The organism is Nocardia sp. SYP-A9097, assembly GCF_009649815.1.
Taxonomy (GTDB): domain Bacteria; phylum Actinomycetota; class Actinomycetes; order Mycobacteriales; family Mycobacteriaceae; genus Nocardia.
The window spans coordinates 1-21,780 of sequence record NZ_WJIC01000057.1 but is presented as its reverse complement, the minus strand read 5'-3'; the positions used below and the strand labels follow the sequence as shown (position 1 = coordinate 21,780).

General features: G+C 63.3%; 20 protein-coding genes and 1 pseudogene. 3 read left to right on the top strand and 18 right to left on the bottom strand.

Annotated features, from left to right (window positions below):
- Nucleotides 1–86: 86 nt before the first annotated feature.
- The 9 genes from GFY24_RS40230 to GFY24_RS40190 form a co-directional block, all read right to left on the bottom strand.
- Entirely contained in the window at nt 87–3,110 is a 3,024-nt protein-coding gene (locus GFY24_RS40230) for an AAA family ATPase (protein WP_153810365.1), read from the bottom strand.
- Complete coding sequence (locus GFY24_RS40225; RefSeq protein ID WP_153810364.1) at nt 3,110–4,363, bottom strand: exonuclease SbcCD subunit D; 1,254 nt, start codon at nt 4,361–4,363, stop codon at nt 3,110–3,112. Before GFY24_RS40225 ends, GFY24_RS40230 begins: the two co-directional genes overlap by 1 nt.
- 81 nt (nt 4,364–4,444) lie before the next feature.
- A complete protein-coding gene (locus GFY24_RS40220; RefSeq protein ID WP_228567141.1) occupies nt 4,445–5,761 on the bottom strand; it encodes an AAA domain-containing protein in 1,317 nt (438 codons plus the stop codon).
- Nucleotides 5,758–7,236 carry a hypothetical protein gene (locus GFY24_RS40215; protein ID WP_153810363.1) on the bottom strand — a complete coding sequence of 493 codons (1,479 nt, stop codon included), beginning with the start codon at nt 7,234–7,236 and terminating at the stop codon, nt 5,758–5,760. Before GFY24_RS40215 ends, GFY24_RS40220 begins: the two co-directional genes overlap by 4 nt.
- Nucleotides 7,233–8,360 carry a hypothetical protein gene (locus GFY24_RS40210; RefSeq protein ID WP_153810362.1) on the bottom strand — a complete coding sequence of 376 codons (1,128 nt, stop codon included), beginning with the start codon at nt 8,358–8,360 and terminating at the stop codon, nt 7,233–7,235. Before GFY24_RS40210 ends, GFY24_RS40215 begins: the two co-directional genes overlap by 4 nt.
- A gap of 60 nt (nt 8,361–8,420) precedes the next feature.
- A complete protein-coding gene (locus GFY24_RS40205; RefSeq protein ID WP_309231909.1) occupies nt 8,421–9,218 on the bottom strand; it encodes a hypothetical protein in 798 nt (265 codons plus the stop codon).
- 460 nt (nt 9,219–9,678) lie between these two features.
- The gene (locus tag GFY24_RS40200; protein ID WP_153810361.1) at nt 9,679–10,251 is read right to left on the bottom strand and encodes a cysteine hydrolase family protein; all 573 of its coding nucleotides are present in this window, start codon (nt 10,249–10,251) and stop codon (nt 9,679–9,681) included.
- Between the two features lie 71 nt (nt 10,252–10,322).
- Nucleotides 10,323–10,928: a GrpB family protein gene (locus GFY24_RS40195; protein ID WP_153810360.1), complete on the bottom strand. Its 606-nt coding sequence runs from the start codon at nt 10,926–10,928 to the stop codon at nt 10,323–10,325.
- A 27-nt stretch (nt 10,929–10,955) separates the two neighbouring features.
- Nucleotides 10,956–12,173: an MFS transporter gene (locus GFY24_RS40190; protein WP_153810359.1), complete on the bottom strand. Its 1,218-nt coding sequence runs from the start codon at nt 12,171–12,173 to the stop codon at nt 10,956–10,958.
- A gap of 104 nt (nt 12,174–12,277) precedes the next feature.
- On the opposite strand from GFY24_RS40190, the gene GFY24_RS40185 reads away from it, so the two are divergent.
- A complete protein-coding gene (locus tag GFY24_RS40185) occupies nt 12,278–12,814 on the top strand; it encodes an HIT domain-containing protein (protein ID WP_309231908.1) in 537 nt (178 codons plus the stop codon).
- 129 nt (nt 12,815–12,943) lie between these two features.
- Here GFY24_RS40185 and GFY24_RS40180 read toward each other — a convergent pair whose 3' ends face one another.
- From GFY24_RS40180 to GFY24_RS40165, 4 genes are all read right to left on the bottom strand, one after another.
- Nucleotides 12,944–13,801, bottom strand: coding sequence for an alpha/beta fold hydrolase (locus GFY24_RS40180; protein WP_153810358.1), 858 nt, complete (start codon nt 13,799–13,801; stop codon nt 12,944–12,946).
- Nucleotides 13,802–13,951: 150 nt separating this feature from the next.
- Nucleotides 13,952–14,386 carry a VOC family protein gene (locus GFY24_RS40175; RefSeq protein WP_194853215.1) on the bottom strand — a complete coding sequence of 145 codons (435 nt, stop codon included), beginning with the start codon at nt 14,384–14,386 and terminating at the stop codon, nt 13,952–13,954.
- 7 nt (nt 14,387–14,393) lie between these two features.
- The gene (locus tag GFY24_RS42790) at nt 14,394–14,732 is read right to left on the bottom strand and encodes a PCC domain-containing protein (protein WP_228567140.1); all 339 of its coding nucleotides are present in this window, start codon (nt 14,730–14,732) and stop codon (nt 14,394–14,396) included.
- Between the two features lie 63 nt (nt 14,733–14,795).
- A complete protein-coding gene (locus tag GFY24_RS40165; RefSeq protein ID WP_153810356.1) occupies nt 14,796–15,224 on the bottom strand; it encodes an NUDIX domain-containing protein in 429 nt (142 codons plus the stop codon).
- A gap of 221 nt (nt 15,225–15,445) precedes the next feature.
- Here GFY24_RS40165 and GFY24_RS40160 point away from each other — a divergent pair, with 221 nt between their 5' ends.
- Nucleotides 15,446–15,949 (top strand): GNAT family N-acetyltransferase, encoded by a 504-nt coding sequence (locus tag GFY24_RS40160; RefSeq protein WP_309231907.1) that lies wholly within the window; start codon nt 15,446–15,448, stop codon nt 15,947–15,949.
- A gap of 533 nt (nt 15,950–16,482) precedes the next feature.
- Here GFY24_RS40160 and GFY24_RS40155 read toward each other — a convergent pair.
- Together GFY24_RS40155 and GFY24_RS40150 are read right to left on the bottom strand one after the other, a co-directional pair.
- Nucleotides 16,483–17,007, bottom strand: coding sequence for a hypothetical protein (locus GFY24_RS40155; RefSeq protein WP_153810354.1), 525 nt, complete (start codon nt 17,005–17,007; stop codon nt 16,483–16,485).
- 422 nt (nt 17,008–17,429) lie between these two features.
- Nucleotides 17,430–17,936, bottom strand: coding sequence for a hypothetical protein (locus tag GFY24_RS40150; RefSeq protein WP_153810353.1), 507 nt, complete (start codon nt 17,934–17,936; stop codon nt 17,430–17,432).
- A gap of 637 nt (nt 17,937–18,573) precedes the next feature.
- On the opposite strand from GFY24_RS40150, the gene GFY24_RS40145 reads away from it, so the two are divergent.
- Complete coding sequence (locus GFY24_RS40145; RefSeq protein WP_153810352.1) at nt 18,574–19,296, top strand: hypothetical protein; 723 nt, start codon at nt 18,574–18,576, stop codon at nt 19,294–19,296.
- A gap of 1,004 nt (nt 19,297–20,300) precedes the next feature.
- On the opposite strand, the gene GFY24_RS40140 is transcribed toward GFY24_RS40145, so the two are convergent.
- The 3 genes and pseudogenes from GFY24_RS40140 to GFY24_RS41490 all read right to left on the bottom strand — a co-directional run.
- A complete protein-coding gene (locus tag GFY24_RS40140) occupies nt 20,301–20,516 on the bottom strand; it encodes a hypothetical protein (RefSeq protein WP_153810351.1) in 216 nt (71 codons plus the stop codon).
- A 488-nt stretch (nt 20,517–21,004) separates the two neighbouring features.
- Entirely contained in the window at nt 21,005–21,499 is a 495-nt protein-coding gene (locus tag GFY24_RS40135; RefSeq protein ID WP_153810350.1) for a hypothetical protein, read from the bottom strand.
- 37 nt (nt 21,500–21,536) lie between these two features.
- A pseudogene (locus GFY24_RS41490) lies at nt 21,537–21,780 on the bottom strand (IS3 family transposase); the annotation flags it as partial.

Here is a 21,780-nt window from a genome sequence, read left to right as displayed (position 1 = left end):
CCACGGCACCATCATCGCCGGTGGCCAGGTCGGTGACACTCAGGGTCACGTTCAGAACATCCGATCTCGCCCATATCTTCAGAGAACTACATGGTCACCATGTCTCGGGCGAGTCTGGCAGATAGGGGTTCGTCGCCGTCGATCATTTGTTCGCGTTCTGGTTCTGATGCCCAGTGGGCGCGGCTTCCGCTGTCGGGCTTGTTGACGATGAGGATGTTGTCGAAGTATTCGGCAACGTTCTCCATGTGAGTGATGACGGCAACCAGGCGGCCTGCGTCGGCTTGCTTTGTGAGGGCATCCATGGCTTCGTCGAGGGTGTGGGGGTCCAGGGTGCCGAATCCTTCGTCCAGGAACAGCGATTCGATTCGTCCGCCTCCGCTGGAGGTGAGTTCGATGAGACCGAGCGCGAGCGCGAGGCTGGCGAGAAATGTCTCCCCGCCCGACAGCGTCTTGGCCGAGCGCGGTTGGACGGTCTGGCAGTCGAAAATGCTGAAGTCGTGATGGAAGGTGAGTGTTTCCTTGGTCATGTCCAGCAGGATTTTGGACGCCCGGTCAAGCAGGACGCTTTGCCTGCGTTTGAGGACAGCCGCCATGAATCGGCCCTCGGACAGCAGCGAGTGCAGTTCGGCCAGCACAGCCAGTTGTGGGGTGAGCAGCGCGATGCGCCGATCGATCTCGTCCGCACGTGGCTTGTCGGCTTGTGCTTTGTCCTGATCAGATATGGCCTGAATCCGCCGCGCCCTTGCCTTGCCAAGTTCATCGTCGAGGTCCTCCGTACTGGACACCTGCGCGGTGTCCAAGGTGCTGGACATCGCTGCGTTCGCGTGTATGGCGGCTTGGTCCCGGATTGTCGCCGCCGCGTGGCAGTTCCGGGCTATCAGCTCGGCGGCGGCGATGACCTGGCGCGCCCAGTGCGCATCGGCGACAAGGGATGTGGGCTCGGGGCGTGCTGGGATCGGAACCGCAGTGACAGGTGGGCTTGTGGATGCTGCGCGGTCGGCAAGCACGCCGATTTGGGCTGCAATCCGTTCAGCCGGTGTGGAGACTTCGGCGCTGAGGCTGTCGGTCACGACCTTCAGTGCCGTCCGGCGTTGTTTTGCCTGTGCCTGTGCGGTTTTCAGTTCCTTGGCGAGCTGGTCGAGTTCCTTCTTGCGAAACTGAACCTGCTCGATCGCGTAGTCGATCGATTCCTGGCTGGCGTGCCCGCTGGTGCGATACCGCGCTGGTGTGGCGCTGTAGGTTGTCAGCGCGGCGGACTTCCGGCGATCCAGTGCGGCAAGGGCTTTCGTCAACACTTTCTGGCGTCCCTCGACCGCTTTGTTTAGGGTGTCGATCTCAGCTTTGTCCTTGATGTTGTCTTCACGTGCCTTCTTGGCGGCTGTGCCTGCGACTTTGTGGGCTGTCTTGGCCGTGTCGAGAGCGTGGCGAGGCTTGGCGAGTAGGGCGTCGTCGGATTGTTCGAGGTCGACGGAACCGACAGTTGCGGTCAGGGATTCAACCGCAGCTGTGTATTCCAATCTGGTACAGGTGTTCGCTTCGGTCGCGGCGGTGAGTGTTGACTCGGCGGCGGCGTGCTGCCGTTCGGTGGCTACCAATTTCTGCGCGGTGACGGTTTCGCGGCGTGTTGCGTTGTTCAAGAGGCGTTTGGCCTCGGTGATATCGGGTGTGCGCGGGGGCTGAAAGTCGTTGGGCAAGGCGCGGGTACACACTGGGCACGGGTCGCCGGCGCCGCGGTGCTCGGCCGCGTGGGCGGCGGCGTCGGCACGGTTAGCGGCGTCGAGGGCAGTCTTGGCGGCCTCGGCCTGCTCACATGCCTGCGCTGCTGCGTGTTTCGCGTCGACGAGTGCTCTGGTCGCCTCCTGGACTGCTCGGCGAGCTGTGTTTTCGGAATCGGTGGCGGTGGCAGTGGCAGTTGCGGTGCGCCGTGCCTCGCGCAGCAGCGACCGGTATTGGTCCAGGGTCTCAGAGGCGACGTCTACTTCGGATTCGATTCCGGCCTCTTGTTTTTCGGCTCGATCGGCCCTTTCGATGACGTTGACATGCGCGCCGAGGCGGTGTTCGAGGTGAGTCAGGTCGGTGGTGATGTCCCTGCTTTGGTCGGCAAGGTCTCGTTCTTCTTCCTCAATGGTCGGGAGTTGGCGTTGCACTGATCGCAGATCTTTCAGCAACGTCAGAGTGCTCTCGATACCCGTGCCGTCATCGTCGGCGCGGGCGAGGAGAGCGATAACCCGTTCTTCCTCGACGGTGACCGCGTCCAATGATGCTTCGGCCGAGGAGAGTTCGGGGGTGAGCGTGGCGTGTCGCTTCAGCAGTTGCTCATAGCGGGGTGCGAAATCCTCGCGTATTCGTTGTTCGAGCTCGTGCGCGGTCTTGCGAAGAAGAGCAGCAGCTTCTGTGGTCTCGGTGTACGTGTTCTTCGCGTCGGTGTAGGTCTTTTTGGCCGAGGTCAATCCAGTGATCCGTACGTCGAGCGTGGCCAGCTCTCGCGTGGTGGTGTCGATGACCGCGCCCGGGTCGGGGGTGAGCTGGATACGTTGCCGCTCAAGCTGATACAAGTGTGGCTCAAGGCGCCGTTGTTTGGCGGCGGCTTGTTTACGGACCTCAGTGATCTGCTCGAGCCCGAGAACAGCTTCCAGGATCGCGGGGCGTTCGGAGTCGCTGGCATGCAGCAGCGCCTGAAATCTGCCTTGTGGGAGGATGACCGCTTTGAGGAAGGCTTTGTAGGTCAGTCCTACGAGCTGTTCGATCTTGGCTTTGATGTCGGTGCTGGAGTCCAGGGTTTCGAAGTGGTCGTCGTCCAGGCACCGCAGTTCGTGGTTGGCAGGCCGTTTGCGCGAAGTGGTTCGTGTCACCTGCCATGTCTTGCCTTTGGCCAGGAAAGTGAGTATCGCGGTGGCGGTTCCGTCGCCGCCGTCGGCGATCAAGGGTTTGGCGGATTCCTCGGTCCAGGTGGGGCGGCCGTAGAGAGCGAAGCAGATGCCTTCCAGGATCGAGGATTTCCCTGCCCCGGTGGCGCCGATGATCGCCATCAGGCCGATGTCCCGGAAGTCGATGTGCTGTGCTTCTCGGTAGGAGCGCAGACCTTTGATCGTCAGCGTGAGTGGTCGCATCAGAGGTTCTCCTCCGTCGGCCGGCGCAGGTCTGCGTCGATCGGCTGGGTCAGGGTGTCTTCCTCGGGTACAAGGAAGGGGCGTTCGTCCTCAAGGCAGGACCAGATGTCAGCAAACATCCGGCTGACCGGTTCCGCGAGAACATCTTTGGTACCGTCGCTGGCCAAATATCTATCGAACAACTCGGGCATGTCAGGTTCGATACCCGCGACGCCGTCGTCAGGGGTGACGATTGGCAACGTCTGTCCGGGACAATCAGGTATCACCTGGAGCACCGTCGCGTCGGGGATGATCGCTCGCACCTGTTCGGAGAGTGTGGAATCGGGGGCGGGGGTGCGGATGGTGACTTGACACAGGTCGCGGCCGATGGCGGCGGCTTCGGTGCGAAGTTCGTCGAGGGTGCCGTGGAAGCAGCGCAGGCGCCGGCCCCCGGACAATTCCCGCAGGGTGATCTCGGCTGGGCGGCCCGGCTCGACGTCGACCAGGACCACGCTCTTGGTTTCGCCGAGTTCGCCGAAGTCGAGCTGTATGGGCGATCCGGCGTAGTGGCCGGTGACCTTGCCCGGCAGTGGTTGAGGTTTGTGGATATGTCCGAATGCGGCGTAGGACACTGCGGGAATCTGTGCGATGTCGGTGGCGTAGTAGTCCGCGATGTGGGCTTTGCGTTCGCTGGACAGGTTGGCGCCGTTGAGGTGCAGGTGAGCGGTGAACATGGCGATGTCGCGGCGAGGATCGAAATCACGCAGGAGTTCGTCGGCGAGCGCGCGTTCCATCGCACCGATACGATCGGCGTACGCCGATCGCCACCGGTCGGGGTCACCGAGCATGTCCAGGTGCCGGTTGGCGTGTACGAAGGGCAGCACGGCCAGACGCAGGACTGTGTCGTCTGGGCCGGGGAACCGTAGTACGCCCCCATTCTTCGGGTCACGCGGGCTGTCGATGTAATGGATGCGGCTGCGTGGTCCGGCCGCGGTGGCGAAAACCCGGAACAGAGACGCCGAATCGTGGTTGCCGCGAAGCACCACCACCGGGGCGACGGCCTCGAGTTCTTGCAGGACCAGCAGGGCTTTTTTCTGGTCTGGGTGGGACGGGGTGGCGTGATCGAATAGGTCACCGGAGTGCACGATCAGGTGCGGTTTGTCGGTGCGGGCGATGGTGATGATTTCCTCGAGCACCTCGTCGTGGTCCTGTGCGCGGGGCTCTTTGTGCAGGACACGACCGAGATGCCAGTCGGAGGTATGCAGAACTCTCATCAGGTCTCTTCCGGGGATGGTCGACGGGCTTTCTTGCCGTCAAGAGCGATCGAACTGCGTGCGGGGAGTGGGAGCGGTGGGCTACGCGCCGCGGACGCGGTGGGCGTGCAGGTGAGTGAGCATGGCGTGGTTGGCTTCCCATCCGTCGGGGAACTTGGCCGGTACGCCGATGTGGAGAGGTTCACCGGGTGGGTGTGCGTCCAGAAGTCCTTGAATCCCGGCGCGGGCGACCACGATGCAGGCGTGCCGGTGCCGGGAGGTCAGCACACATAGTCGCCCGGACTCGAGATGGAACGCGGTGGCGTCCCGGCGACCAGACAGTGGATGCAGCACAAGGACGATGTCGTATTCGCTGCCTTGGAGCCCATTGGCGGTATCGACGCGGATCCGGTCGATACCGCGCGCGTGCAAGGATTTCCGGAGAGCGGCGACCTGGTCGCGGTGGGCCGCGCCGACGGCGATGCGCTCCTGGGTGACCACTACACCGTCCGGGGCGCGTTCGGATCGAGCTACCGTGCCGCGTTGAAGCAGGCGCGCGGCGATGTCGGTGATCGCCTGCACAGCTTGGGTATCGGTGCGGATCGTGTGCCCGGCAGGGAGCTCGTGCAGTGCCCATCCGGTACGGGCGGCCTCTTCGAGGGTGTCATCGATCGGGCCGCCGAAGCCGCGGGTCTGGTAGGTCAGCTGCCGTTGTTCGGTGGTGGTGGCGGCGCGGAATCCGGTGTACGGGTAGAACGCCGCGGAGACCGGAGGTGCCGCCGAGGCGGGAAGCCTCCAGGACACTGGCAACTGGTGCGGGCGGATGTCAGGGTTGTTGGCCAGCAGCGCTGCTACCGCGCTCTGCATTGGATCCCACGCCAGCCCGGTCCACCGGTTGATATCGATCGTGGAGAACGGGTCGAGCTGGCCCGGGTCCCCGACCATCAGTGCCCGGTCGAAGCGGGGCGCGACGCGCAGCAGCATGTCCGACCGCATTTGGTACGCCTCATCGACGATCGCCCAGGGCCATGGCCCTTCGCTGACGAACACCCATTTGGCTGCGGTGCCGACCACTATATCCACCTCACCGAGCCCCGAGACCTTTTCGGCCACAGTCACATTCGGGTGCGCGATCCGAGTGCTGGGGACGTATTTGCCGCCGCTCAGACGGCCGATGCGCAGGCCGGGTGCTTCACGGGCCATGCGGTCGACCAGGTCATCGACTTGGTCGTTGGTCTGGGCGACGACCATGATCGGCTCGCCCGCGCGAGCGATCTGTATGGCGGCGCGCACTACCAACGTCGACTTGCCCGCTCCGGGCGGAGAGTCCACTACGACACCACGTCCGGTACCGCCGGTGAAATCGGCCAGAACCCGGGAGATCACCGTCTCCGCCGTGGTGGCGACCTCGCTCATCATGACCACTCCTCGTCGGCGTCGTTCACAGACCAGGTAGGTGGTTCGGTGGAGCCGCCGTGTGTCCATGGTGTGTCTTGGCGCGAGGGGAAACTGCCACGCGGCTGGTAGGTGGCGTTCAGCGTGCCGTAGCACACCGGCTGGCCGCTGGTGGGCACGCTGCCCTCGGGTGCGATGTCGGCGCGGCCCATCCCGCTGGCGAGTTCGAGGGTGATCTGCACACCGTCCGGGAGGTCTTCGACCGAGATGACCGTCGCTTTCTGCTGTGGGCGTGCGGGATCGGTGAGCGGTCCGTCGCCCGGGGCAAACCTGACCGGATCACTCGTCACCACGGTGGCCAGAGGCCGCAGCACGGCGTGACGGCCGGCACCGATCCGCCGATCGGTCGCGATCGAGGTGACAGTTCCCGCGAACGCCTCTCCGATGAGCCGGAACTCGGCCATTACGAGGGGGTCGTCGAACGCGCGCTGCGCATCGTATTCGGCTCGACAGCGCTCGAGTTCGTTGAGCCGAACCGCCGCTGCCACCGGGCTGTCTCGCTTGGGCTGGGGCACTCCCCCCTCGGCCATATAGGTGTTGAACCTTCCGAACGCATCCACGTCGCGAGCCCAGCGCTGCGCAACGTGCGCTCCGGGCCGCAATTCCCGGAGCTGATCGATCGCCTGCCACATCATCTGCCAAGTCGGGTCGAGCTGGCCTCGCAACGCCGATTCGATGCGCGACAGCGCGCGGCGCCGGGCCCGCACCGTCCCCGCGCGGTCGTACTCGGCAATACACGGCGCCAACACTTCCCGATCGAAGCCAGGGTCGGTCGTCGGGCCTGCCGGGGGCCACAGCAGCGGATCCTCGGCCTCGAGGGCACCCCGCGCAGCGGTGGAACCGGGTGCCGGGTCGATCCACGCCATCAAGGCCGCCAGATTCTCGTCTTCCACTGCGCTCTGCCCACTCGCCCAGTGCTGTCCGATAACATCGGTCGCGGCCAGAAGCAGCGAGGACCCTGCACGTTCGGCCTGCTCGGCAAAGTAGGTGAGCCACATCCCCAACCGAGGCACAGCAACGCCGACCGCGTGCGGGCCGGTCGTGGACCGAAACCGTGTGGAGCGGCCCAATAACCGGAGAAAGTCGATTCCCCGATGATTGGGTACCCACAATTGCGGTGCGCTGCCCAGGTGTGACCCTGTGACGGCCGGGCTGGCGCCGATGTACGTGCCGATATAGCGGTGCAGTGTCAGAGCGAGGCTGCCGGCGAATTCCAGGCGCAGATCGCGGGCGCGGGGCTGCGGGACAACCCACAGTCGCGGGGACTCGCGCTCCGTACCGGCCATGAATGCCAACGGGGCGTTCGCTTCTCCGGCCATGGTGAGTGGAATACACACCATGGGCTGCTCGGCGATATGACTATGGCGAACGGTCGCAATCGGTTGTGCGCGGCCGCGGTCGAGCGCGGCCGCCCGTGCCAAGGCGGTCAACGTGCTCATGCCACACCGCCCAGGCATTGCTCGCGCAGCGTGTGCGCCAGTCGCAGCATCTCGGCGACCTCGTACTCATGCTCGTCGGGGTCGCGATCACCGCACGCCAAACTTAGTGCTGCAGACACTGTTTCAATCCCGCCGAGGTCCTCTCGAACCGAACGCCCCAGAGCGGCAGTCGATCCGCGGGCCTGGGCGCGACACAGGAAGCTCATTTCACAGGTGGCCAGGCACTCCGGTGCATACCGTGCCTCGATTGCACTCAACGCCTCGAGTAGCTCGCCGACCGGGCGCCGCGCCACTTCCGTGGCATCGATCCGCAGATCCAGGGTCAACCCTGGCGGCAAAGCAGCAACCAGCGAGCCGATCTGTTCGATCCTGGCGAGCTGGCGGCGCAGGACCGAGAGCTGCTTGCGCACATCGACACGCGCGGCGGTCGGCCGGTTCGAGAAGTCCTGCGGGCACACTACGAATACCTCATCGGACACCATCGCCGGATTGGCGCCGACCTCGGCGAGCAACTGCCGCAACGCCAGCACATATACCGCCGATTGCGTCGCGGCCGCGGACATCTTGGCCGGATCGGCTCTGCCGTCGATGATCGGGAACGATTTGATCTCCACCACATGGAACTGGTTACGCAGTTGGAACGCAACAAGATCCGGCTCCAGGTAGACCTGCTGACCCGCGATCCTCATCTGCAGTACCGGGTGATCGAAGAACGTTCCTGAATCGTCCCCACTTCGCGCGGCTTGGGCCAGCAACTGGCGCGAACGAAGGTAACGGGTTTGTATGGTTTCGTGACCGGCCACTCTGTTGAGGTCGTCGTAGGACACCTGGGGCATGGGCAGGCCGAGGCGATCGCGTAGCAGTCTAAGTATCTCCGCGCACCCGTGGTCCTTGACGAAGTTCTCGAATGCGATACCGCGGGCGATGGCGAACTGCGATAGACCGAATCTCGGTGGGTATCCGAGGTGTTGTGCCAAGGCTTGTTTGTCGATCGCGGCCGCGTCCAGAACCGCTCGCCGTGCGCAACCGGGGTTGCTGGCTAGCGCGGCTACGGCGCGCGCGTTGAACTTCTTCGGCGCGGCGGTGCCGCGAATGACATCCAGACGAAAGTCGGTGTCGTTCAAGTGATCTTCCTTCACAACGGAAGCAAGCGAGGGATAAGGGGAAGTGTGATCGATAACCGATCAGTGTGGAGCTGTCGAGCGAGAAACAACCTTCAGAGCCGAGCCGAACAGCTGCTCCGCCTCATCGAGTTGTAGTCGTGCCCGCGATGCGGCCGACTCGCGCTCGGTGTGGTCGGTTTCCTGGTGGATCTCTAACTCCGAGCGCGCGGCGTTCGCGACAGTCGCTGCGTCGATGGCGTCGAAGGATTCGCCTGCATCAGGGATGCTGGTCGCGAACCGCCACAGCAGCCGCAGCACTGGCAGTGTGGGGGCCGGCATGCGCGTGATCCGTTCCGCCACTTGAATTCCTGCGGTAAGAAAATCCACGCGCGGGCTGAGCGGGCCGACGACCCGGCGGCTCAATGTCCATGTCGACACGGACACAAGACCACGGGAAGCGACCAGCCGATCGGCGCTCAGCGCGCTACACAAGTAGAACGGTCGCGCGTGAGGCGAGGAACGAAACGAGCGTTCTTCGTCTCGCCGCAAGCTGGCCAGCTGCGACGCAGACAGCTCCCCTGCGAAGAACGCATCCTGCACTGCCACGATCATTTTCGGTGCCGACGGAACACTCAACAGTGTCAGCGCTTGATGGACCTGATCACGCACAGGCAGCAGCGTTCCCGGATGACCGGACGGTTCGGGCTCGTCCTCGGACACAGACAAGGCATCCAGCGCTGCGTAATACGCGTTATCCGCGCGCCGCAGGTCGGCTCTCAATGCACGAAGACGGACGGGATCACCCGCACGCACAACGCGCTGCACCTCGGTCCGCAGATCGTCGATGCGCCGCTGAAGCTCCTCCAAGGACTCGGCCACGCACAGCACCGTACCTCAACTATCCAATGAACTCCAAGTTATTCCAAACTTTCTTGATTGGGCCGGACCACCCTTCCCTCACCAATGACCTGCGCTCGGGCACACGCCTGTAATCGCGGCATGGTCGCTACCCAGGTCGCCGAATCGGCCCCTGCCGACGGGTCGCCCACCGACCGCCTTCCTTCGCGGGCCACCGGCGTACGTCGCGACCCCTTGCTGGACGAGGGAATTCGGGCCTTTCATGACATGGCGACGGTGGCATCAACGGATGGACGACCCGGCAGTCTCCGATGACGCTCGTTTTGAGTGACGACCAGCAGTGCGGCGGAGTCACCGGACAGGCGGATGTCCATCCAGCGCTAATGACACCTCGAACAAGGGGACCCGAACGGGTTCGCCAGTGAACATGTCGCACCTCGGGCGTGATATCGAATATCCCCATGTACACCTGCCAGCGCGCCTATGTGCGTGTAGTCAGTGCCTCCAGCACAACTTGGGACTCGATCAGCTGACCGTCCCCGACAAGACGGCCCAGCAAAAGTAAAGCGCTGTCGTGTATTTCGCGGGCATTGTGTCGGGTCGTGCTGGAGCGCACAGCATCTCTTACGATCCACGGCGTATACCCCATCTCGAAGGCATCCAATGATGACTTCAGCACACACGCATCGGTGGCGATGCCCGCGATGACGATATCGGTGACCTCATGCTGCTGGAGCACCGCAACAACCTCGCTGGTGAGGGCGGTGTAGAAGAACTTGTCGACCACGACCGCTGTCGGGTGATGGGTGAACCGGCTCAGCTCGTCAACCAGGTCGATCGCCGGCGAGTTGTGAAGTTCGCGCCATCCGATCAGGCGCTCGTAGGGGCTGTCGGGGTGATTGCGGAAGCGGGTAAGAATGATCGGTTGCCCGGTCTGTACCCATTGCTCGGCTATCTGCACGATCTTGGGCACCACCGGTGCCGAGTCGGGCGTGATGAAACCGTTCTGCACATCCACCAAGCACAATGCCGCTCGAGCGAGATCGATCCCCATTGCATGCTCCTCACTTCCAGTGTTCAAGGTTGGTCCGAATGCCCTACCAGACAACCGATTCCACCCGGCTCTTAGTCGATATGGTCACTGTTCGTCGATAGCGTTCGGCTGTGCGCCCAGCTGCGCATGCGCGGCTCAATCTCGTTGAAGAACACGGACTTCGCGCGGGTGTAGTCGTCGTAGTCGGGATCTGTCGCGTGGTGCGCGGCGAGTGCACGCTTGAGTGCGGCGTAGCGATGCGCTTCGGCGGGATGTGCACGAAGCCAGTCACGAACCAGGAGAACGAATTCGGCGAACGGGGAGTCTGTTCGGCGAACATGCAAAATGGCGGCCTGTTCTGGGGAATGGAACAGCCGCTTGTCGAACAACTCGGCGCGGCCGGTGTGGTGCGGGCGCGGGGTGTCGCGATACACCCCTGGTGAGTCGGCCCGCGCGCCTAGCGCGGGCTCAAACCCTATCGGTGCCAGCAGGTCTGCGATCTCCTCGATGGACGGCAGGGTGGGCATGCACACTTGCAGGTCGACAATCGGTTTGGCGGCCAGGCCTGGCACCGCGGTCGAGCCGATGTGCTCATAGCCGAACGCACCGGCATCATCCAGTGGAAGAAGGGCTGCCCGGACGAGCTGCAACAGTCGGTCCGCATGGGCGGGCCAGGATGGGTCGTAGTCCACGATCATCACAGGATCGAAAATACCCGCGTGCACTCAATGATCTTTCCCAGCAACCATTTTGCTCGCGGCGAGGAGTGCACCGGCGGCGGCGCTGAGGATCAGTACCGTCCCGCCCACCACGAAACCCCGCGCCGCCGTTGACGCGATCAGCGCTGGGACGACAACCATCCCTGCCGTCCCTGCCCCACGCATCACCATGTAGTTCACCGCGAGCAGTCGCAGCCGCTGCGGGGGTTCGAACGAGACCAGATGGGTGCCCATCGCGATGCCGATGATCGCGTTGACGAATCCGGCCATCGTCGCGAACACCGACACCCAGAGCACGGTGCCGACCGAGCCGATAGCCACCTGCAAAACACCGATCACGACCCAAGCCATGCAGAAACGGACCGGGAACACCCCACCTACAGCGTGCGAGGCAGCGAGGCTTCCGGCGACGGAAGCGACTCCGCACGCGGTGAGCAGCCATCCATAGGCCGCCGGGCCGGCATCCAGCTGCCGGGCCAGCAACAGCGGGAGCCCGATCGCGGGTAGCGCCATGAGGAAGAACCCCACAGTCTGCACCGCGAATACCGTTGACAGGTAAGGATATTCACGCAGCAGGCTCCTGGCTCGCACATACTCCGTCGACTGCGTCGCGGACGAGGCACGCGTCCACCGGGCGCCAGACCCCGTCGTCATCCGCACAAGCACAACGAGCGTCGCAGCTGATACCGCGAAGGTCGCTGCGTCGATCGTGAACAGCCTCGTGATCGGTGCCGCCATTAACAGCACGCCGGCGAGACCGGGCCCGGCGATGCGGGCGATCCGGCTGGTGAGATCCATCAGGGCAACCGCTTCCAGGTACTTGTGTGGATTCACGAGATCGGGAACCAGCGCACCGAGAGCAGGATCGAAGACGGCGCCGAAGACCCCCAGCACCAAGACCACCCCCAGCATCGTGGGCATCCCGCCTGTCGCCCACACCCACGGCAGCCCGGCGACCAGTAGTGCGCGCACCGCATCGATACCCGCGAGCACACCGAATGATGCACAGCGCCTCAGCAATCGGTGCCCGACTGCGCCCATCACGATGAAGGGGATCGACTCGGCGATCGCGACCGCGCCCATGGCCACCGGACCCGACCGTTGCAAGGCGACCCACATGATCGCCAGGGCGAAGAACCTGTCTCCCGTCTGCGAGAGCAGCTGCGCGGCCCAGATCGCCAGAATGGGTCGGTGGCGAAGCAGCATCAGCGACGACAGCGGCACAGACCAGCACGGTAGGCCACCGTTGACCAGCACTCCGCGTGCCGAAACATGGCGGCGCGTTCATACCGCCGAGGTGTACCGCCCCGTGGGGGCAGAATCGATCCGTGGACCGGATTCCGTTCGATTTCGACGGCTATGTTCGGCGTGTGCAGACGAAACCCTGCTTCATCTGCGCACTCGTGGCAGGCACGCATGATTCGGACCTCGAACAGATCATCACCGATGACGGGGAGAACTTCGCATTCCTCAGCCGATACCCGACATTGCCCGGATACATCCTCGTCGCACCGAAACTCCACCGTGAGCACGTAGTCCGCGACCTGACCCAGGACGCCTACCTGCGGCTGATGACAATGGTCTACCGTATGGCGCGCGCGGTCGAAGCAGTGGTTCCCAGTGAGCGCACATATCTGCTGAGTCTCGGTAGTCAACAAGGCAATTCGCACGTTCACTGCCATATCGCACCCCTGCCCGCAGGCGTGCCGTATAGAGAACAGCAATTGCATGCTCTGAACGCAGAAAACGGGACGATCCCGTGGACTCAACACGACGCGGTCCAGCTCGCCGGACGACTGCGGCTCGCATTGACCGCCATCGACGCCTCGACGCACTCGCCCGCACCACGACCCGACCTCGGCTGATTGCCTCCCAACGCCCTTACGTGCGGGAAGTCATTCAGCCGACTGCGGGAATCGGTGTTCGCGCATCCGTGCATCCGCCCCACGATCCGGCATTCCGTGCACGCCGTCCATCGAAACCATGGCTGCTGGCTATTGCTCCTGCGCAGGCTCCGATGATCGGCGATCAAGCCGAGGTACTGAGCATGATCCGCCCGCATACCGCAATTGGGCGGGAGGAATAGTGACGGGGCTATCGCCGCGCGCGGCCGTAATCACCGCGCTCACGCAGGCCGCGACCAACTCGGGTTGGTCTGCGGCGACGTGGTGGCCGGCCCAGTCTGCGACCACGAACAGTGCATCCAACTTCTCGGCCAGCAGCCGCTGTCCGTCCTGCCATTTCTGATCGAGCTGTTCGAGTGTGAGCGGCGCGTATTCGGCTGCATCGGCGGCCGTGAGACGTGTCCATCGTCCCGGTGCGCTCGTCAGGACCGCAGCGGGAACGGATGGCCATATCGCAGTATCGAGTTCGATGATCGATCCCGGGATATCCAGCATCGACGATCCGGGATTGTCGTTGCCCCCTTCGTATTTCGGCCAGCCGGTGCCCGTCAGATAGTCCAAGGTGGTGCAATCCACGAGCACCAACCCGGCCGTGTGTGTGCCGTAACGGGCGGCGTACATCATCGCGATCAGGGCACCGACCGAATGACCGACGACCACATGCGGCGAGTCGATCGCAAGCTTGTCGAGCAGGCTGCGCAGTTCATCGGCCAACGCACCGAACGTGCGTGGCTGATCGACCAGATACGGTGGCAGCGGATCACTCTCACCGATGCCTGGACGGTCATAGGTGACGGTGGTATGTAGATAAAGCCTTGGCACGACCTGGTCCCATTGGTCTTGCTCTGTTCCAAGCGCGTTGACGTGGACCACGGGCACCGGGGCGATTCCCGATGTGATGCTCGCGGTCAGCTCATACCCGATATCAATCTTCTCGAATCGCCTCACTCACAACAGATACCACCGCCGAACTGTCCGCACGCGCGATCAAGCGGGAATCCAGGTTCTGACCAACAGCAAAGGTTCGTCGTGGTTGGCCACATCGACGCAAGGCAGATACGGGTCGAACTGTCACCACGAACCCTGCCAAGCTTCTGGTTACCGATCGAGCCGAGTCCTTGCGGTTCGACCGTTATCCCACGCGGGCCGCCGGGCCAGCAGATCAGGGAATTCGGTTTGCAGCACACAGAATTCATTGCCCCATGGATCACGCAGCACCCAGAAGTCGTAGCCACGTTCGCGCTGATGATCGCACCGTACGGCCCCGAGCGCCTCCAGACGGCAGACCTCGGCCTCGACGTCGTCGGTCTCGATGTCGAGATGCATCCGCTCCTTCGACAACTTTCGGTCCGTCGTCGCCTGCAGCAATATCCGTATCTCGGAGTCGGGCAAGCGCAAGCGCCGGTAGACGTGTCGGCTCTGTGGGTTCACCGTTTCCTCGGTTGCGTCAAGGACGCCGCTCCAGAATGAAGTCGCGTGGTCGAGGTCGGTGACGTCGATGACGAAGTGGCACAACCTACTTCGGTGGCTCATGGCCGATCTACTCCCCAGCCATCGGCAGCACACACGCGCGGGCGAACCAGGTTTCGATCCTTGCCGAGTGCACATGACTGGCCACGGCGCGGTCACCCTGGATCGCGAAGGTGGCGTGCACATGAACCTTGCCGTCGCGGATTTCTCCGGAGCCGTGCATTTCTCCCGGCAATCGATAGGTCGAAACGATGTCCCTGGTCGGGTCGCCGGCGGGCATGGTCGAGACCGTGAACTCATCGACGCCGCCGATCAGGGACACGATTGCACCATGCGCGATGCCAGCGGAGTTCGCTTGCCTCTCAATCGATTCGATCATCTCGCCGGCTTCGATCGCGAATATCAGCATGGTCGGCATGCTAGCCATGCCGTCAGTGTTCGGTGATGGTCTTCGGCCGCCATCCGGCCTCGATCAGACGACCTCGGCGGCGCGCAGCCGCGAGAACCAGGTCGTGATCGAGCGCTTGTAGCCGTCGGGCATGGTGAGGCGGGCGATCTTGTCCTCGCGGAACAGGCCGATCTCCTTGTGCTCGTGCGACAGCACTGGTTCGGCGGCGGTGTCCGGATAACAGCCGTAGGTCACGATGAGTACGGTCCGCTCGGCCTCGCGGATGGAGTTCATCCCCGAGTCGAGGATGGCGCCGATGGTGACCGGCCACTGTGTCTCTTCGGCGATCTCCCGGGCGAGGCATTCCTCGGGCGTCTCCCCTGGCTCGATGCGCCCGCCGGGTAACTCCCATTCGCCGCGTTCGTTTTTCAACAAAAGCACACGGCCGTCGCGCACAACCACGCCCTTGACCGAGATCGGATACAGGTGCGGCACATAGCCGGACTCCGTCATGCCCGCACGTTAACAGCGAGACCGGCCGACCGTCGATAGATCTCACGCACTCGTTGTTGCAGTGGAGGTTCGAGCGCTTCGATGCTGTCTCGGGGCCGATTTACCGCATCGTTGCGATGGGCGATAGGCGATAGGCGATAGGCCGAAAATCGGGTCGACGGAGCGCATAAGGTCCACGAATGTCCGTGACGATCGGATCATCCGAACCGCCGACCGAAGCCGTGCGGCTGCGTCCGTTGCGGGCATCCGACGAACAGGTTGTTCGTGCCGCGCACGAGGAGATCGCCCGCATCGACGGCTTCGACTTCGCGCTCGGACTCACACCGGCGATGTCGTGGCCGGAATATCTTGCCGCACTGGATGACTACCGCCACGGAGTCAATCTGCCGGTCGGTATCGTGCCCGCGACGTTCCTCGTGGCCACCATCGGGGACGAGATCGTCGGGCGCGCCGCGATTCGCCATACCCTCAACGATCACTTGCGCCAGCGCGGCGGCCACATCGGCTACGCGGTGCTGCTCGCATATCGGCGCCGCGGGTACGGGACCCAGATCCTGCGCGAATCGGTACAGATTGCCCGGCGGATAGGCATCGGGGACATCCTGATCAGTTGCGAGGAAACCAATATCGGCTCACGGCGCATCATCGAATCGGGTGGGGGCCGCTTCGACTCGGCCGCTACCTGGCACGACGGGAACCGCATCCGTCACTACTGGATCAAGTAACCCAGCAATGCTGACACCACCCTCGCGCTCGCCCGGTCGAGCGCGAAAAGTGAAAAGCCCCACCAGCAATAGCGATGAACTGGCGAGGCTCTTCTGGGTAATCGGTCTGGTCGCATCCGTGTGTTGGTGACTTGATCCAGTCCGAGACTGGATGTTACTGCACCATACGGGCCTCCTGCGGGAGGTGGCTTCCACCGGCGACGCGCGCACAAGCCGCGACGGGCAGCGTCTTCCGTCTATGAAGCGCTGAGAAGCGATAAGCTGAGCGCGGAGTGTCAGGACGCGCACGCGCTCCAGGTTTTTCGCCTGAGTCACCCTGCCCACGCCGGTTCGGTGACAGTGACGGCCAAGGTCCTGCCCGGGGCCCGCGTTGGCTTATTTCCCTGTTCGCATGCTTCTTTCGTCGCAGGCAGGGGTGGCGTGGGCACCCTCTGCCGGGACCGGACGAGAACATGCCGAAGAACAGCAGCGCCCGTCGTCGGCGGCGAGCTCGCCGCATCGCCGCCGAGGAAGGCGTGAAATACACCGCGGGGTTACGGCGCGCCGATGAACGCACCGAAAACGCATGCCCCGAGGTGCAGGTCGAGGAGGATTCGTTCCTGCGGCCCGGAAAGATCGATATTGGCGGCGTCAGACGCTATTACCGGCGCAAGGATGCCGAGCAACTCGATCAGGCCGGGATGGCCGACCCGGACGGAAAAGATGTGGCGGCCGCGATGGATACGTTGTCGCCGCAGTTGCGTGGGTTGTTGTCGGCCAGGCTGCGCCCACTGACAGTGGCCGGACCTGATGGACGAAAGCACCGCGTGGTGTCCTGCGAGCCCGCACACCGTGAACAGTTCCGCGACACCGTGCGGACAGTGATCAAAAATCTGGCGCGGATTCGGGAGGACGCCGACGTGGTCTGGGTCCAGTGGCAGACCGTGGCGGTGGCCTTCTATGAGGTGGAACTGAAATTGCGTGGTTTGTGTTCGATCACCAACGGGCCGCTGCGGGACCGGGTCGAATCGGCGGTGGGATCGGCACAGCTGCTGTCCATGACCGCTGAAGCGGTCCATAGCCGAGGGTGCCCGCTCGGCGCGGGAGAGAACCGGCGCCGTCGCGGGTGGGGGTACTCGCCATGCGAGAGCGGCGATCTGCGGGTCCGCGTGCGCTCGCGGCCCGCTCGATCACGCAGTAACGGATCAGAGGCTTGCGACAGAACGGCCCCACAGGTCAGAGAAGCGCGCGTTCAAGTGAATTCGCGCTTCTCGGCATGTGTGTGCACTCGTCGGCCGAGCCCGCGGCCGGTTTCGAACGCCCGGGTCGCGGCATGTGCGGACGTTCGCCCGGGCGGGATGCCACCGTCGCAGCTTCATACCTTTCGATACGTTTTATCGACACCGTTTCGGCGGGGTTGGCCAGTTTCGCCGACAACCCTTCTCAGTCGGGATCCTGCGTCTCGACGTGTCGGGGCTCTACGACATGTGCTGCCCAAGACTCACACCCGGGCCGGATGCTTCGCCTGGAAAGACGATTGGAGGCCGGCGGCCAGGTAGTTGTGGTCAGCAGCGGTGGTGTTGATGCCTGTCTTGGTGACAGCGCTGGTCACGGTCAACTGGATCGGATCCCCCCCGATCATGGAAGCAGACCAACTGCATTCGACACCACCGCCGGGCGGGATGCTGGAAACCAACAGCCTGGGCGTAGATCCACCAGCGAACGCATCCACGCCCCGGGCTCCGCCGAACAGGCGAGCATCACCCGCCCCGAAGTCGACTGGACCGGTCTTCGACCTTTTCCCAGTGAGTGCCAACGCCAATTCTTCAGGCATCGGACACTCCCCATGCAGAGTGAAGTCGAATGCCCCTACAGGTTTGCTGCGGAGGTTGGTGTACGACACCTTCACGGTGAAGCGGCGAGGAGTCCAATTCCAATCGCCTGTGGGTTCCCAACCCAGGGAGATGGTGCCTTCGTTGGCCTCGACGAACCTGACGAGTTCCTGCATGACTCTCCTCCTCGAACGCTGGGTCGATCGGGCGAAATTCTGTGCAGAACGGAGCAACATCATATCGGGGCGGTGCACCCCAAATAAGCGTGACAGCCCTACGGCGGCCAGCGCATGCGATTGGCCAAAAGCCCACGGTGAGCTGCAATCCGAGTACGGTGTGCCCGACCTTCCGCGTCGTCTCATTCTGACCGCCGACAACGTTCACTAAACGGCAGTCGCAGTCGCCGCCCTGGCAGCTGTTTTGGGTCGAGAGCGGCAAGGCCGGTGATCGGGTGGGACGCGAACGCTCCTGGTGCTTTCCGTTCTCATCACCGATCATGCACCTGGTCCCGACCGATGGCTGAGCTACGGACGCACCGCAACCAGGCAGCTCACGAACCCTTTTTTGATAAGTCAACACCGACGGCTGTCGGCCGCACCTATAGTTGCGATTGGCAGAACCAGGGCGGCTGCGACGATCGCGCCGATCCACCACAGACTCAGCTGACTACACACAGCGGCTCCACGCTTTCCTCATGCAGCCCAACACTTCTCGGCGCGTCCTACTGCGACCGATACGGATGTGCCGTTACTCGGAAACGCTCATTGTCACCCATCGGGATGTGAACGACGAAACAGAGAGGCGGGATCTGTGATGCCCGATCAGTCGACCGCAACACCCACCAGCGGCACCGCTTCGGTGATCGCGCCACAGGACGTGGAGAACCCGGACTACGAGGAACCCGAAGTAGAGCCGACGAGCCCCTCCAGCTACACCGGCCCCCTCCACTTCCGCGGAAACGGCAACTCCAAATCCCCACTGCTGGGCCACCAACCGTTCCTTCTGTACTGGAAACCCAGCCACAACAGCGATTTCTACCCCATCGGATTATGGGACAACCGCGACTTCAGCCCCCAGACCGCGGTCAGCAAGTCCGACATCCTCCAGTTCCGGATCATGACAAAGGCACAGCGACCCCTCACGGCCGCTGACCTCACGCACACCTCCGGGTTGTTTCCACCTGGGGGAGTGCCACTGGAATGGAAGCGGGGCAACGGTTCATGGCAACTCCCCACCCAGCGAAAGGGTCAGAACTACTACATCTCCGTGGCGCCCCAACAAAGCGGAGGCCCATGGCGCATGGCCGGAATTCGCCGCTGTCACGCCTATGATGACGGCATCCGATTCGCGCTGTGGATGGATATCGTTGACAAGGGCGATGCGTGGATCTCCGACCAGGACACCACCGGCAGCATCAGGATGCAGACCCCTAACGAACGCCGGGCCTCCCTGGTGGCCGTCCGCTACGGCACCAGCGACCCGTTCGGTCAGGAAACCATGTTCTGGCCGCGCAGCTGGTCCGACCTGATCGGCTGAACCCGGATCCGAAATCCCTTCAGGGGCCTGGTCAATCAGGCCGGACAGTCGTGTATGAAACATGCATCGGGCGCGGAGCCCTTCCTTGCAGATCCTTCTTTGGTCGCAAGATCTACTTACAGGGCTCCGCGTACTTTGTTGCAGCCCAACATCACCCGGCGTGTCGCCTGAAAAGGCTCATTGCGGGTGCGGGCGCTGCTGCTCGTGGAACAGAAATCGACTGCGACGGCGTGGGTTTGTCGCGTCGGACTGAGTCGCCAAGATACTGGATCGCAACGACCACACTCGGAGAACTGAAAGCCTGCCGAGTCTGCCTCCGGAGCAGACGCCCTGAAATCGGCATTATCGTGCGTTCGCAGGCTCGTGAGAGAGCCACGGATACGTCGAGAGAGCCATGGAGTTTCGCTACCGCTCCATGCCCCAATCCCGGCGCCGCTCATGTGCATCACGCAGCGCATTCCCCTGGCGGGGTACACCTGAGCGCGATGGCGACGGTGCGCGGTCGATCACGAGGGGGCTCCGGGCCGCGTGTAGCTGCCGCTCGTATACCGCCTCGGCCCTCCGACTCAGCTCAGTCAGCTCGCGCCGGCGTGCCGGTTCGAGACTCGTATGTCGTAGTTCGTCGTTGAGTTCGTCCAGCTCTCTACGGATCTCACGAATTTCCCGCTCCGGGTAGTCGAATCGATCCTCTTGGACCGTTCGATGTTGTCAGCGAATCGTTCTGCCAGGCTCCGCATTTCGCTGATACCTCCTCTTCCGCAGCCGCGCTGACAGCCAGAGTAGGCGCACACACCGACACACCGGAGTCAGTTCGGCGCCCAGCCGAACGCTTCTACACGACCGGAACGAGATGGACGCGCGTTCACCCACTCCCGCCAGGCCCGCGATTCGTCTTCCCACATCCGATCGGCGAACGTCAAGCGCGGACGAGGACGGGCGCAATCCTGTTCGTGGTCCATATCTGTTAGACGTGCTGTGTCGAATTGGGTTCCCGCGGAACGGGTTCACGCGGCGGCGATCTCGATTCCGGCAGCCGTGAAGGTCAGTACGGCGGGCGTGTCCCGATGGTCTACGCGAGCCCGCAGGAACTGCTGAGAGATCAACGCGGGTTCGGCCTCGCTGCGGCGCAGCAGGTGCGCGGCGGCATTGTAGGCGGCCAACGGCGCCCGGCTGGGGGCCGGACAGGTCTTAGCGGCGGTGAAATCCGCACCCTGATCCATGAGTGCGATTGTGGCGTCCACGTGACTTGCGACGGCGTGTGTTACCAGCGAATTTGACAGTCCCCTCGGCCCCAGTTGACTGACACTGCCCGCGGCACCGTAGCGGCCGCAGCCCTAGTCTCGTAGCATTGCGGCGCGACAAGATTCCAGTCCCTGCCCTCGGCATCCTTCCAATGGACTTGAACCCCGAACCCGCTGATAGAGAGATACCGGCAGATCGCTTGTGCCGGAGCTGAACTCAGGTATCGATGCATGTCGGGGGTAGCTCGGACCGTCTCGATGTTGTCGTCATTGTCGTCAGCCGTGTCGTCATCTTTCGAAGAGGTCGAGGATCTTGACTGCGTATTTGTCTGCCTGGGCTTTGGGGTCTCGAAACTAGTCATGAGCTGGTGTGATGTTCTCGTGAGTTCTCGCAGGTTCCGTGGAGTTTCCGACGGACTACGGCCTGACGACGGCCTGGCCGAGCGGATTGCACCAGGTGTTCCCAGCTACTTGCCGGATTCGGCTTGCGAAGCCTCCTCCTGCTCTCGGGTCGGATCCTTCAACCGCCGAAGGGACTCGGCATCCTTCGCTCGGGCGAGTGCCTCCCATTCGGGTGCAAATCTGACGATGGTTCCGCCTGCTGGTCCGGCGGGTAGGACCTCCAGCATGTAAGCGACCTTTACAGGCACCTTGCGTTGCATCTTGCGGCATATGCCTCCGAAGGCTCTCGTCATCTGCTTGATTCTTTGAAGCTCGTTGATGTGGGAAATGATGTCATTGGTCCCGATACCGAGGTTGCTGAGTAGAGGCACGCCGTCTTGCGACTTAATCTTGTGTGCTGCGGCTGGGACTGGTTCGTTCGTTTCTGCCGTAACCCAACCCACCTCCCAGTCGGCATGCGCAAGATCATTTCTGAAACTTACTTCGGCCGCGACTGCTCGCCGAAGCGCGTTTCTGATGCGTATGTCGTCCTCGTCCAACTCGGCCACATGTGTAGCCATCGAGAAAAACGGAATCTGTCAAACCGGATGAGACAGGTCAGGCTGCCTGTTCTGTGTCGGCGTTCTCCTTCGGAGGCGGGTTGATCCAGGCCGTTTCGGGGAGCTCGGGCGGGGTCGGTGTGCCACGAAATCGGCCCGGGTTGGTGGCGTAGGCGGCGGCGAGGACCTGCGCGCGGCGGGCCCGGATCTCGGTGGCGGTGCCGTCGTGGACCGACGCCGGTGTGTGCAGGCCGATCCCGCTGTGGCGGTGCTGCGTGTTGTAGTAGTGAAAGAACTTGTCG